Consider the following 11,742-nt stretch of genomic DNA (forward strand, 5'->3'; position numbering starts at 1 on the left):
GGGCGCGGGCGGCGCGGGGGGAGTGGAGCAGCACCGCGTCGAAGTCGGCGGGCGGGGCGACGTGGGTTTCCTCGGCCGCATAGACGGGCAGACGCAGGATTTTGTGGTCGGGCAGGAGGGCGGGGAGGTCGCCGGCGGGCTCGCGGGCGCCGGGGGCGAGGATCAGGCCGTCGATGGGGCTGGCTTTGATGAGGCGGGCGAGGGCGTGGATGTCGCCGGAAGCCGAGCGGGCGTCGGTGAAGCCCGCGTCGCGGGCGGCCTCGGCGGTGGCGTCGCCGACGGCGAAGACCGGCAGCGCGCGCAAGTGAGGCGTCAGGGCGGCGAAGGCGGCGACGCCGTTGGGGCTGGTGAAGGCAAGCGCCGCGACGGTGGTCAGGTCGGGCGCGGCGTTCAGGGCCTCGGGCATGGCGCGGATGGTCAGAAGCGGGGCGACGACGGGCTCGTAGCCGAGCGCCGTCAGCCGGGCGGCGGTGCGCGCGGTGCCGGGCTGGGCGCGGGTGATCCAGACGCGGCGGATCGGCCGCATGGTCTAGAGGTCGATCTTCTGGTCGCCGGCCTCGGCCTGGACCTCGCCGCCGAGACGCAGGCCGAGCGCGCGGGCGTCGTCGAGGGCGGTTGCGGCCGAGACGCCGGAGATTTCACCGGCGCGGCGCCAGCGGGCCGAGCCGTCGGGGCTGAGCATTTCGGTGGTCAGGCGCAGAACATCGCCTTCGATCAGGGCATAGGCGCCGATGGCGGTGCGGCACGAGCCTTCCAGCGCCGTCATGGCCCCGCGCTCGGCGGCGACGCAAAGCGCGGTCAGGTCGTGGTTGAGGAGGCGGGTCCAGTCGGCCTCGGCGTCGTCCGCGCGCGTCTGGATGGCCAGGGCGCCCTGACCGGGCGCGGGCAGGAAATCGTCGAGCGACAGGCGCTCGCGGATGACGTCCGACAGGCCGAGGCGGTTGAGGCCCGAACAGGCCAGGAGGATGGCGTCGAAGTCGCCGTCTTTCAGCCGCTTCAGTCGGGTGTCGACATTGCCGCGCAGCATCTCGATCTGCAGGTCGGGACGCAGGGCCAGGGCTTGCGCTTGCCGACGCAGCGAGGCGGTGCCCAGGCGGGCGCCGTGGGGCAGGTCGGCGAAGGCGGCGAACTGTTCGCTGATGAAGCCGTCGCGGGCGTCTTCGCGCATCGGCACGGCGGCGATGGCCAGACCCTGGGGCTGTTCGGCAGGGACATCCTTCATCGAGTGGATGGCGATGTCGACGCGGCGGTCCAGCAGGGCCTCTTCGATCTCCTTGGTGAACAGGGCCTTGCCGCCGACTTCCAGCAGGCGGCGGTCCTGAATGCGATCGCCGGTGGTGACGATCTCGACCAGGGGAACCAGGGTTTCGATGTCGGCTTCAGCCACACCCAGCGCGCGGCCGATGGCGCGCTGCATCATGCCGGACTGTGCCAGGGCCAGCTTGGAGCGGCGGGTGCCGATGCGAAGGAGGGGTTCAGTCACGTCGAGACGCCGTTGCGAAAGAGGGGGCGGGTCGCTAACTCCGCCCAATGAAGATGGACGCGGACTATAGCAGGGCGACGGACGGGGCAACCGAACGCGGGTCGGACGGATTGACCGTCCTGGGTCTGGAGACCAGCTGCGACGAGACCGCCGCCTCGGTGGTGCGCCTGTCGGCGGCCGGGGCCGAGGTCCTGTCCAGCGTCATTCACAGCCAGATCGACGAGCACGCGGCCTTTGGCGGGGTGGTGCCGGAAATCGCCGCCCGCAGCCATGTCGAGATGATCGACGGGGTGGCGCGCCGGGCCATGAGCGAGGCCGGGATCGACTATGCCGCCCTGGACGGGGTGGCGGCGACCGCCGGGCCGGGACTGGTCGGCGGGGTAATGGTGGGGCTGAGCTACGGCAAGGCCGTGGCTTTGGCGCGCGACCTGCCGCTGATCGCGGTCAACCATCTGGAAGGCCATGCGGTCTCGGCGCGGCTGGGGGCGGAGACGACCTATCCCTTCCTGCTGCTGCTGGTCTCGGGCGGGCATTGCCAACTGCTGGAGGTGCGCGGCATCGGCGACATGAGCCGTCTGGGCACCACCATCGACGACGCGGCGGGCGAGGCCTTTGACAAGATCGCCAAGGCCATGGGGCTGGGCTACCCCGGCGGGCCGGTGCTGGAGACGCTGGCGGCGTCGGGCGACGGTTCGCGCTTTGAGCTGCCGCGGGCCTTGTTGGGACGCAAGGATTGCGACTTCTCCTTCTCAGGGCTGAAGACGGCGGCCTCGCGGCTGGCCCAGACCTGCGAGACGGATCAGGACCGGGCCGATCTGGCCGATGCGGTGCAAAAGGCCATCGCGCGCCAGCTGTCCGAGCGGACCGAGCGGGCCATGCTGGCCTATGCCGAGCAGCATCCGCATCGTCATTTTGTGGTGGCGGGCGGGGTTGCGGCCAACAAGACCATCCGGCGCACGCTGGAGGATCTGGCGACGAAGCACGGCTTCAGCTTCCTGGCGCCGCCCATGGTCTATTGCACCGACAATGCGGCCATGATCGCCCTGGCCGGGGCCGAACGGCTGGAAAAAGGCCTGACCTCGGACATCGATGTCGCCGCCCGGCCGCGATGGCCTCTGGACGAGGCGCGCGCGAACGCCGATCCTGTGCACAAGAAAACGGGCCGCAAGGGCGCCAAGGCTTGAAGGCCTTGCGTTCGAGCGGTGGTCGGGGGACCGGAGAAGACATGGAATTTCATACGGCAGGCGTGATTGGCGGCGGCGCATGGGGCACGGCCCTGGCGCAGAGCGCAGCGGCGGCGGGCCTTGCGGTCGTCCTGCAGGCGCGCGAGCCCGAGGTGATCGAGAGCATCCGCACGCGGCGGATGAACGACGCCTTCCTGCCGGGGATCGAGCTGGACTCGGCCATCAACGTCACCTCGGACCTGGCGCATCTGGCCGACTGCGACCTGATCCTGGCGGTGCCGCCAGCCCAGCACATGCGTGCGACGCTTCAGGCCTTCGCGCCCTACGCCCGGCCCGGCCTGCCCATCGTCCTGTGCGCCAAGGGCATCGAGCGCGGCTCGCTGAAGCTGATGACCGAAGTTTTGGCCGAGACGATTCCGTCGGCCACGCCCGCTGTGCTGTCAGGCCCCAGCTTCGCCGCCGAGGTGGCGCGCGGCCTGCCCAGCGCGGTGACCATCGCCTGTGAGGACGAGGCCATGGCGGTCGCCCTGGCCACGGCGCTGTCGGGGCCGGTCTTCCGTCCCTATCTGGCCGATGACCTGATCGGAGCCGAGACGGGCGGGGCCTTGAAGAACGTCCTGGCCATCGCCTGCGGCATCGTCGAGGGCCGCGAACTGGGCCGCAGCGCCCACGCCGCTGTCATCACCCGCGGCTTCGCCGAGATCGTCCGCGTGGCCCAGGCCCTGGGCGGCAAGGCCGAGACGGTCGCGGGTCTGTGCGGTCTGGGCGATCTGGTCCTGACCTGCTCCAGCCCGCAATCGCGCAACATGAGCCTGGGCCTGGCCCTGGGTCAGGGCATGAGCGTCGAGCAGGCCCTGGCCGGCAAGCGCTCGGTGGCCGAGGGTTATGAGAGCGCGCCCGCCGTGCGCGAACTGGCGCGCAAGCTGGGCGTCGAGACCCCGATCTGCGAGGCCGTCGCTGCGGTGCTGGCGGGCGAAACCACGGTGGATGCGGCCATCGAGGCCCTGCTGACCCGCCCGCTCAAGCCCGAACGCGAATAGTGTCCGATACCGCTGAAGCCGCGCCGGAAGAGCGCAAGCGCGTCTGGAAGACGCCGCCGAACGTGGCCCTGTGCGCCGAGGCCGACATCGCCGACCCCGGCTCGCGCGGCTTCGTGCTGCAGATCGGCGAGGCCTTCTTCCACGGCTTTGTGGTGCGCAAAGACGGCGCGGTCGCCGGCTGGGTCGATCGTTGCCCGCACGCGGGTTTCCCCATCGCCATGGAGCTGGACCGCTATCTGACGCCGGACGGGTCGCTGATCATGTGCGGCTGGCACGGCGCCGTCTTCGAGCCGCTGTCCGGCGCCTGCGTCGGCGGCCCGTGCGCGGGCGGCAAGCTGACGCCCTGGCCGGTCGAGGCCAGGGGCGGAATCATCCGTACAGCTTGAGTGCTCAAGCGACCGTCACCCTCGGGCTTGTCCCGCGGGCCCATGGCTGCTCTGGACGCAGCCTCGACCTGCGTTGTCGTCGCGCTGCATTTAGCCACTCGACACGCCCTGGCTCAACGATAGGCCCTCGGGACAAGCCCGAGGGTGACGCGTGTGTGGGTTCAGGACCTACGTCTTCGGGACGATCTTGGGGTCCTTGGTGAAGGCCTCGTCGACCTCTTCCTCGGTGATCCGTTTGGAGGGATCGCCGGGCTGGTTGAGGTTCTGTTCCTCGGTCCCGTCGCCCATCATGCCGGGGTAGGGCGTCTTGGGATCTTTCTCGGCCATGCTGCTGGTTTCCTTCTCTCGGGTTGAGAAAGGGCAATCCCGCAAAGGAGGCGGCGTTCCATCACGGCCGCGCGAGCAAGGCTAGGTCTTCAGGCGCCTGGCGTTGGCCACGACGGCGGCGTGGATGGGCGACAGGGCCTCGGCCTGCAGCTTCAGCATAGCGTTTCCCATGTCCCAGCTGTCGGACAGGGTGCGGGACCATAGGCCCATGCCCCAGGCGGTCTGCAGGGCGGCGGCGCTGGCCAGGGTGTCGGCGCGCGACAGGCGGGCCATGTGGGCCGAGGCCTCAAGGCTCTCGCGGTCGGCGATGCGGCGGCCTTGATCGGCCAGGTCGAGGGCGCCCGACGCCACGGCCCCGGCCGAGGCTGTCAGGGCCTCGACCTTTTCCGCCCCCATGCGGCCCAGCTCGGCGTGGTCGGCGTTGAGGGGATCGGCCAGGGCCTCGCCCATGATGGCCAGACGGCGGGCGATGACCTGGGCCGAGGTCTCGGCGGTCTCCTGTCCGGCGCGGGCGGTGCGGGCGGCCTGATCGATAGGGTTCATGGGGCGAGCCTGAGCCTGTTCCGCTCGCCGGGCAAGCAGAACAGGCTCATCCGTATCAGGTCAGTTTCAGGGCAGGACTTCGGCGGCGAAGGCCGAGACGTCCTGGATCAGCGCCGGGATGGAGGCGTCAATGATGCGCTGGCCATTCTCGGGGCTGGCCTGGGCCGGGTCCGAACCGATGCGGCCGTCGGGGAAGCGGGCGCGATAGTCGAGCGCGTCGCGGATCGGACCTATGGGGGCGATCTTGGGGCTGTAGTCGGCGATCTTGATGTGGTCGGGATAGGCGGCCTGGGTCACGGCGATCTCCGACGGGGTGGCGTGGGCGCCGTGGCCGACGGGGAAGATCTCCTCGCACAGCTTGTGCACGCCGGGCAGGTCCCACCAGTTGCGCAGCTTCAGGACAAACGGAGGCTGCTCCTCGACGAAGGACCACTCGGCGTAGATCTCGGCGAAGGTGGCCTCGATGGTGGCGATATTGCCGCCGTGGCCGTTGAGGAAATAGATGCGCTCGAAGCCGTGTCGGGCCAGGGACGACACCCAGTCGGTGATGGCGGCCATGAAGGTCGAGGGGCGCAAGGAGATGGTGCCGGGGAAGGCCAGGTGATGCTGGGCCATGCCGATGTTGAAGGTCGGGGCGATGATCAGGCGCTCGTCGCCCTTCTCGGCGGCGTGGGCGATGATCTCAGGGCAGAGCCAGTCGGTGCCGAGAAGGCCGGTCGGCCCATGCTGCTCGTTGGAGCCGATCGGCACGATGACCGTCTTGGACAGGGCGGCGCCGTCCTTCAGGCGCGCGTCGATTTCGGGCCAGGACGACAGGTGGATCAGCATGGGGAACTCCGCGAGGGGGCAGACAGACCCCGGCGCTTTACGCCGATCCGGCGAAAGGGCCAAACCCGAGGGCTAATCCGGGGCGAAGGCGCGGATGAAGCGGCGGGCGGTTTCGCGGGCGCGGGCAGGAGCGTCGTCGGTCCTGGGGTGAGGCAGGCCGAGGACCGCGCGCAGGTGGCCGTGGCCCAGGACCATGCCGGCGAACATCTCGGCGGCGGAGGCGGGATCGGGCACCGACAGCAGGCCGAGACGATCCTGTTCGCTCAGCCAGGCGGCGATGCGGCGCACGCTCTCGCCGGGTCCCGCGTCATAGATGGCGCGGGCCAGTTCGGGCGCTTCGGGCGACATCAGGGCCACCCCGCGCAGGGAGGCGCCCTTGCCCTCGCGGCAGATCTTGCTGATCAGGGTCTCGGCGATGGCGGTCAGGACGTCTTCGGGCGCGGCGCCGGACGTCAGCGGCGCGGTCACGGCGTCCGAGCGCTGGGCCGCCAGGGCCCGGCCGATGTCGGTCTTGGTGGGGAAGCGGTTGTAGAGAGTCTGTTTCGACACGCCTGCGCGCCGGGCGATCTCGGTCATCGAGGCGCCCGCCCCCTTTTCCACGAACAGGTCCGAGGCGGCCTGAAGAATGGCGGCGCTCTTGAGCGCGTCGATCTGACCAGGGGCGCGGGGCATGTCAGTGCATCTCTGACGGTTCAGCCGAGGGGTTCGGCTTGCCGGGCTTGGACAACAGGGTGACGAAGGCGGCGCAGGCGCAGGCGATGGCCAGCAGGGCGAAGGCGTCGCCGAAGGCCAGGGTCGTCGCCTGCTTCTGCAGCATGCCGTAGAAGGCCTTCATCGCCGCGGCCTGGGGGTCGATGGAGCCGGAGAAGCGCTGGGCCATGCCGGCGATCATGTTCCTGACGGCCACATCCGACTGATTGATGGCGCTGGTCAACTCGACCATGTGCAGGGCCGAGTTCTGGGTCAGGGAGGTGTTGAGGATGGCCAGGCCGAAGGCGCCGCCGACGTTGCGCGACAGGTTGACCAGGCCGGAGGCGTTCTTGACCATGTGTTGCGGCAGGGTGGACATGGTCACCTGCTGCGAGGCGATCATGGCGATCATGACGCCGCAGCCGCGCACGGCCTGAACCCCGGCGAACTCCCAGAAGCCCCACTCGTCCGTGACCAGGCGCGCGTCCCACATGCCCCAGGCGCACAGGATGAAGCCGAGGAACATCAGGATGCGCGGGTCCAGCAGCCGCACCAGACGCCCGGCGAAGGGGGCGGTGGCGAACATGGCCAGACCGGACACGACCATGGTGGTGCCGACCTCGGCCGCCGAATAGTCGCGCACCCGCCCCAGGAAGAGGGGCAGCAGGAAGGTGCCGCCGAACAGGGCCGCGCCGACGATGAAGGTCATGATGACCCCGACCACGAAGTTGCGGTTGGCGAAGGCGCGCAGCTCGACGATCGGATTGTAATAGACCAGCGAGCGCCAGATGAAGGCTGGGCCGCAGATCACGGCGACCAGGCTAAGCAGCAGGATGTGGTCGTCGGCGAACCAGTCGTTCTTGGCCCCTTCCTCCAGCACGAATTGCAGGCTCATCAGGAAGGCGGCCATCAGGCCCAGGCCCCACCAGTCGAAGCCCTTGGCGAGCGAGGCGTCGCCCTTGTCGAAATGGGCGTAGCGACCGACCAGGAAGAGGACGATCACGCCGGGGAAGATGTTGATGAAGAAGAGCCAGCGCCAGCTGAGCCATTCCGTCAGGTGACCGCCCAGGGTCGGGCCGACGGTGGGAGCCAGGGTGACGATCAGGCCCATGATGACGCTGGCGGTCACCCGCTTCTCGGGCGGGAAGGCGGTGAAGGCCACGGCGAAGACGGTCGGGATCATGGCCCCGCCGAGGAAGCCCTGCAGCGCGCGGAAGAAGATCATCATCTCGACGGACGACGACAGGCCCACGGCCACGCTCATGATCAGGAAGCCGACGCAGGAGGCCAGGAATAGCTTCTGCGTGCCCCACAGGCGCGACAGGTATCCCGACAGGGGGATCATCACGACCTCGGGGATCAGATAGGCGGTCTGGATCCAGCTGATCTCGTCCGCAGAGGCGCCGACCCCGGCTTGAATCTGGGGCAGGGAGGCGGCGACGATCTGGATGTCCAGAATGGCCATGAACTGGCCGATGACCATGCCGGCGAAGCCGAGCAGAAGCACGGGCCAGTTGATCTCGGGCTTGGCTGGGGCTGGGGCTGCGCCTACGACCAGACCGTCCGCCGGGGCGGCGGCGTCGGTCACCGGGCCGTGTCCAGGGATGCGGTTTCAACCTGGCCCAGATGGGCGTCGGCGAAGGCGGCGCCGCCGCGGCTCTTCAGGTCCACCTTGACCTCGACCGACAGGCCGGGGCGCAGGGCGATGGGCTCGCCCGAGGCGCGACGATCGACGACGATGCGGACCGGGACGCGCTGGGTGATCTTGGTGAAGTTGCCGGTGGCGTTCTCGACCGGGATCAGGGCGAACTCGGACCCGGTGGCCGGGGCGAAGCTGTCGACATGGCCGACGATGGACTGGCCGGGGAAGGCGTCGGCCTTGATCTCGACCTCCTGGCCGAGGCGCATGCGCCCGACCTGGGTCTCCTTGAAGTTGGCGACGACATAGGTGTCCTGCAGGGGCACGATGGACATCATCTGTCCGCCGGCCTGGACCACCTGGCCGACGCGGACGCCGCGGGCGCCGACGACCCCGCCGACGGGGGCGCGGATGACGGTGCGATCCAGGGTCAGCTGGGCCTGTTCGACCAGGGCCCTGGCCTGTTCGACGGCGGCGACGCTCTGGCTGCGGGTCGAGCCAAGGACGGCGGCGGTGCGCTGCTCGGCGGTCAGGGCGGCCTGGGCCTGGGCGACCGAGGCGCGGGCGGTTTCGGCGGTGGCGCGCTGGGTCTCGATGCGCTGCTGCGACACCCAGCCCTCGGCGGCCAGCTTGCCGTAGCGGTCGACCTCGGCGCGGGCCAGGCCGGCCTGGGCCTGGGCCTGGGTCACGGCGGCGGCGCGGGCGGCGATATTGGCCTGTTCCTGTTCGGCGCGGGCGTCGACATTGGCCACGGCGGCGGTCAGGGCGGACAGGTTGGCCTGGGCCTGGGCCAGGGCGGCCTTGGCGTCGGCGTCGTCCAGACGGGCCAGGATCTGACCGGCCTCGACGCGCTGGTTGTCCCTGACCAGGACCTCGATCACCGAGCCGCTGATGCGCGGGCTGACCAGGACGGTGTCGGCCTGGACGAAGGCGTTGTCGGTCGCCTCCCAGCGCTGCTTGCCCTGCCACCAGACCACGCCGCCGGCGATCAGGGCGAGGCCGACGACGCCGCCGACGATCAGGGGCAGGCGTTTCTTGAGAGTGGCGGGGAGGGCCATGGGGAGACAGCTCGCTTCGATTTCGGCGCGTAAAATGGACAGGGCCGTCCAAAATACAAGGGGCGCCTGCGCGATTTCGTCGCAGGCGTGGCCCCGGCGCCGCGCGGGGCTAGTCCGTTGAGGCTTGGAAGGCCGCCCGCTGGAAGGCTTCGCCGCGCTTCACTGTGAACCGGAGGCTGCGCAGGTTGGCGACGTCGGCCGCAGGATCTGCGGCGACGAAGACGAGGTTGGCCAGCTTGCCCGCTTCGATCGTGCCCATGTCCTCGGACTGGTTGACGGTGCGGGCGGCGGTTCGGGTGGCGGCGACGAGGACGTCGGCGGGGGTCATGCCGACGGCGTTCTGCAGCAGCTCCATCTCCTCGATCAGGGCGGGCCAGGCGGCGCTGTCGGGCGTCTCGCCATCGGTGCCGGCCGAGATGGCCACGCCAGCGCGGTAGGCCTGACGGGTCAGGGCGAAGACCATGGGGCCGGAGCAGATCGGTTGACGCGCGCCGGGCGCGGCGGCGCCGCGATCCTGCTCGGCATAGACCCGGACGGTGGCGTCCAGAACGATGCCTCGATCGCGCATCTGCTCCAGCAGGGTCTGAACCACGGGGTTGTCGCCGGTGAGGAAGGGGGCGCGGTCGATGGGGGTGCGGCTGGCGTAGCTGACGGGGCGATCCGCCGGGGCCTGGGCCTGATGCGCCAGGATGCAGGCGTGGGACATGACGTCGGGACCGGCGGCGATGACTTCCTGCGGGGTGGCCGGATAGACCATGGCGTGGGTCCAGACGGGCACGCCCTGGCGATGGGCCTCGGCGGTGATCCGGGCCACCAGATCGGCGGGCAGGTCGGCGTAGATCTTGATGCCGGTGGCGGAGGTGCCGCGCGCCATGGCGACGGCCAGCGGCAGGTCTGTGTCGGGGGTGACGGCCTGCATCCACGGCGTCCGGCCGGCGACGGCCCCGGCGCTGACGGCCTGGGTGCGCGGGTCCCTGAAGAAGCCTTCGCCCGCCATCAGGGCGGCGTAGTAGATGTCGGGCGAGGGGACTTCGCCGACCCGGGCCTGACGCGCCAGCTCGCCGACCGAGCGCAGGTCGTCGGCCATGCCGCGCACGGCGGTGACGCCGGAATAGAGCCAGCGTCGCATCTGCACCCGCGCGGCGTCGGCGTCGGGCGGGGTGGCGACATGGACATGGGTGTCTATCAGGCCGGGCAGGACGTAGAGGCCCGTAACGTCGATCGTCTCGGCGGCGGTGGGCAGGGGGGCGCTGTCGGGCTGGACGGCCAGAATGCGTTCGCCCTGGGTGACGAGGGTCAGGCCGGAGCGTGACGGCGCGCCGGTGCCGTCGAACAGAACCGCGCCGCGATAGGCGACGATCTGGGGCTCGGCGGGCGTGGCCGGAGACGACATTGGGGCGCCGTGCCAGGCGGCGAAGGGGTCATGAGCCGCCGCCGAGCCGGTGGTCAGCGTCGCCGTTAGCGTCGCCGTTAGCGTCGCCAGAGCGGCGCCCGCCAGCCAGGTTCTGATCGTCGTCATGTCTGTTTCTCCCCCGAGGCCTTGATCAGGTTTGGGTCATGGCGGGGCCGGGAGCAAGCCGGAAGACGTTGACGCCACGCGTGGAGAAGGCGAAGCGAGGGCATGACCGTTCGCTCCCGTCCTCCGTCCAAGGCTGTCCGCGCCGCTCTGACGCCGCCCAAGGGCAAGCGGTCGCGGGCGCCCAAGAAGGCGCCGGTCGGGGCCGTCATCGGCTGGCCGCCGGACGAGGACCGGGTCGATCAGATTTTCACCCGGCTGTCGGGGATCATGCCGGACCCCAAGACCGAGCTGGATTTCGTCAATCCCTATACCCTGGTGGTGGCCGTGGCCCTGTCGGCCCAGGCGACCGACGTGGGGGTCAACAAGGCGACCAAGGCCCTGTTCGCCGTGGCCGACACGCCGCAGAAGATGCTGGCGCTCGGCGAGGAGGGGCTGATCCCGCTGATCTCTTCCATCGGCCTCTATCGCACCAAGGCGAAGAACGTCATCGCCGCCGCGCGGATGCTGGTCGAACAGCACGGCGGCGAGGTGCCGCTGAACCGCGCCGACCTTCAGGCCCTGCCCGGCGTGGGGCGCAAGACCGCCAGCGTGGTGCTGAACGAACTGGGCATCGAGCCGGCCATTGCGGTGGACACCCACGTCTTTCGCGTCTCGCACCGCCTGGGTCTGGCCAACGCCGCGACCCCGGACAAGGTCGAGGCGCAACTGCACAAGGTGGTGCCTGAGGCCTGGCTGCCCAAGGCCCACCACTGGCTGATCCTGCACGGCCGCTACACCTGCCTGGCGCAGCGGCCCAAGTGCGGGGGATGCGTCATCGCGGACCTGTGCCCGTCGCGGGCGGCGTTCGTCGGGGTTTGAGCGCCTTGTCGTCTCCCTTCCCCCTCGAGGGGGGAAGGGTCGGGGATGGGGGTGTGGAACGCGACGGGACCGATGGAACGCACGAGGCGATGCCCGGTCTCCAGCGTTCCACAGGATAACGATTGCCTCCACCCCCACCCAACCCTCCCCCCTCGAGGGGGAGGGCTCCTGACTACAGCCCCAACCG

The 11,742-nt window shown here is 70.1% G+C and carries 13 protein-coding genes; 4 read left to right on the plus strand and 9 right to left on the minus strand.

Features of this window, described 5'->3' with window-relative positions; genetic code table 11:
• The coding region (locus CQ039_RS16335; RefSeq protein WP_105714871.1) for a uroporphyrinogen-III synthase at positions 1 to 526 on the minus strand (526 nt) is incomplete at its 3' end.
• A 3-nt stretch (positions 527 to 529) separates the two neighbouring features.
• On the minus strand, positions 530 to 1,483 hold the full coding sequence (hemC, locus tag CQ039_RS16340; RefSeq protein WP_105564182.1) for a hydroxymethylbilane synthase: 954 nt from the start codon (positions 1,481 to 1,483) through the stop codon (positions 530 to 532).
• A 53-nt stretch (positions 1,484 to 1,536) separates the two neighbouring features.
• Between hemC and tsaD the strand changes: the two genes are divergently transcribed.
• Genes tsaD through CQ039_RS16355 form a run of 3 tightly spaced genes read left to right on the plus strand, consistent with a single transcriptional unit; the run spans position 1,537 to position 4,093 of the window.
• Complete coding sequence (tsaD, locus tag CQ039_RS16345) at positions 1,537 to 2,667, plus strand: tRNA (adenosine(37)-N6)-threonylcarbamoyltransferase complex transferase subunit TsaD (protein ID WP_105564237.1); 1,131 nt, start codon at positions 1,537 to 1,539, stop codon at positions 2,665 to 2,667.
• A 41-nt stretch (positions 2,668 to 2,708) separates the two neighbouring features.
• Entirely contained in the window at positions 2,709 to 3,707 is a 999-nt protein-coding gene (locus CQ039_RS16350; protein ID WP_105564181.1) for an NAD(P)H-dependent glycerol-3-phosphate dehydrogenase, read from the plus strand.
• Positions 3,707 to 4,093, plus strand: coding sequence for a Rieske (2Fe-2S) protein (locus CQ039_RS16355; RefSeq protein WP_105564180.1), 387 nt, complete (start codon positions 3,707 to 3,709; stop codon positions 4,091 to 4,093). The genes CQ039_RS16350 and CQ039_RS16355 overlap by 1 nt, the downstream gene beginning before the upstream one ends.
• Before the next feature lie 168 nt (positions 4,094 to 4,261).
• On the opposite strand, the gene CQ039_RS16725 is transcribed toward CQ039_RS16355, so the two are convergent.
• The 7 genes from CQ039_RS16725 to CQ039_RS16385 all read right to left on the minus strand — a co-directional run bounded on the left by CQ039_RS16725 (position 4,262) and on the right by CQ039_RS16385 (position 10,697).
• Positions 4,262 to 4,420, minus strand: a complete 159-nt coding sequence (locus CQ039_RS16725) for a hypothetical protein (RefSeq protein WP_199183683.1) — start codon at positions 4,418 to 4,420, stop codon at positions 4,262 to 4,264.
• Between the two features lie 81 nt (positions 4,421 to 4,501).
• Positions 4,502 to 4,963, minus strand: coding sequence for a phasin family protein (locus tag CQ039_RS16360; protein ID WP_105564179.1), 462 nt, complete (start codon positions 4,961 to 4,963; stop codon positions 4,502 to 4,504).
• Between the two features lie 66 nt (positions 4,964 to 5,029).
• Positions 5,030 to 5,791, minus strand: coding sequence for a creatininase family protein (locus CQ039_RS16365; RefSeq protein ID WP_105564178.1), 762 nt, complete (start codon positions 5,789 to 5,791; stop codon positions 5,030 to 5,032).
• A 72-nt stretch (positions 5,792 to 5,863) separates the two neighbouring features.
• Positions 5,864 to 6,463 carry a TetR/AcrR family transcriptional regulator gene (locus CQ039_RS16370; RefSeq protein WP_105564177.1) on the minus strand — a complete coding sequence of 200 codons (600 nt, stop codon included), beginning with the start codon at positions 6,461 to 6,463 and terminating at the stop codon, positions 5,864 to 5,866.
• 1 nt (position 6,464) lies between these two features.
• A complete protein-coding gene (locus CQ039_RS16375; protein WP_233190285.1) occupies positions 6,465 to 8,069 on the minus strand; it encodes a DHA2 family efflux MFS transporter permease subunit in 1,605 nt (534 codons plus the stop codon).
• Positions 8,066 to 9,178: an HlyD family secretion protein gene (locus CQ039_RS16380; RefSeq protein WP_105564176.1), complete on the minus strand. Its 1,113-nt coding sequence runs from the start codon at positions 9,176 to 9,178 to the stop codon at positions 8,066 to 8,068. The genes CQ039_RS16375 and CQ039_RS16380 overlap by 4 nt, the downstream gene beginning before the upstream one ends.
• 109 nt (positions 9,179 to 9,287) lie before the next feature.
• Positions 9,288 to 10,697, minus strand: a complete 1,410-nt coding sequence (locus CQ039_RS16385) for an amidohydrolase family protein (protein ID WP_199183682.1) — start codon at positions 10,695 to 10,697, stop codon at positions 9,288 to 9,290.
• A gap of 102 nt (positions 10,698 to 10,799) precedes the next feature.
• Here CQ039_RS16385 and nth point away from each other — a divergent pair, with 102 nt between their 5' ends.
• Positions 10,800 to 11,555, plus strand: a complete 756-nt coding sequence (nth, locus tag CQ039_RS16390; RefSeq protein WP_105564175.1) for an endonuclease III — start codon at positions 10,800 to 10,802, stop codon at positions 11,553 to 11,555.
• Positions 11,556 to 11,742 lie beyond the last annotated feature (187 nt).

The organism is Brevundimonas sp. MYb52 (assembly GCF_002979535.1).
Lineage (GTDB): Bacteria > Pseudomonadota > Alphaproteobacteria > Caulobacterales > Caulobacteraceae > Brevundimonas.

Bases quoted from the DNA above. Each gene is read 5' to 3' on its own strand.
- tsaD (WP_105564237.1), top strand. From the start codon at position 1,537: ATGGACGCGGACTATAGCAGGGCGACGGACGGGGCAACCGAACGCGGG.
- CQ039_RS16350 (WP_105564181.1), top strand. From the start codon at position 2,709: ATGGAATTTCATACGGCAGGCGTGATTGGCGGCGGCGCATGGGGCACG.
- CQ039_RS16725 (WP_199183683.1), bottom strand. From the start codon at position 4,420: ATGGCCGAGAAAGATCCCAAGACGCCCTACCCCGGCATGATGGGCGAC.
- CQ039_RS16360 (WP_105564179.1), bottom strand. From the start codon at position 4,963: ATGAACCCTATCGATCAGGCCGCCCGCACCGCCCGCGCCGGACAGGAG.
- CQ039_RS16365 (WP_105564178.1), bottom strand. From the start codon at position 5,791: ATGCTGATCCACCTGTCGTCCTGGCCCGAAATCGACGCGCGCCTGAAG.
- CQ039_RS16370 (WP_105564177.1), bottom strand. From the start codon at position 6,463: ATGCCCCGCGCCCCTGGTCAGATCGACGCGCTCAAGAGCGCCGCCATT.
- CQ039_RS16380 (WP_105564176.1), bottom strand. From the start codon at position 9,178: ATGGCCCTCCCCGCCACTCTCAAGAAACGCCTGCCCCTGATCGTCGGC.
- CQ039_RS16385 (WP_199183682.1), bottom strand. From the start codon at position 10,697: ATGACGACGATCAGAACCTGGCTGGCGGGCGCCGCTCTGGCGACGCTA.
- nth (WP_105564175.1), top strand. From the start codon at position 10,800: ATGACCGTTCGCTCCCGTCCTCCGTCCAAGGCTGTCCGCGCCGCTCTG.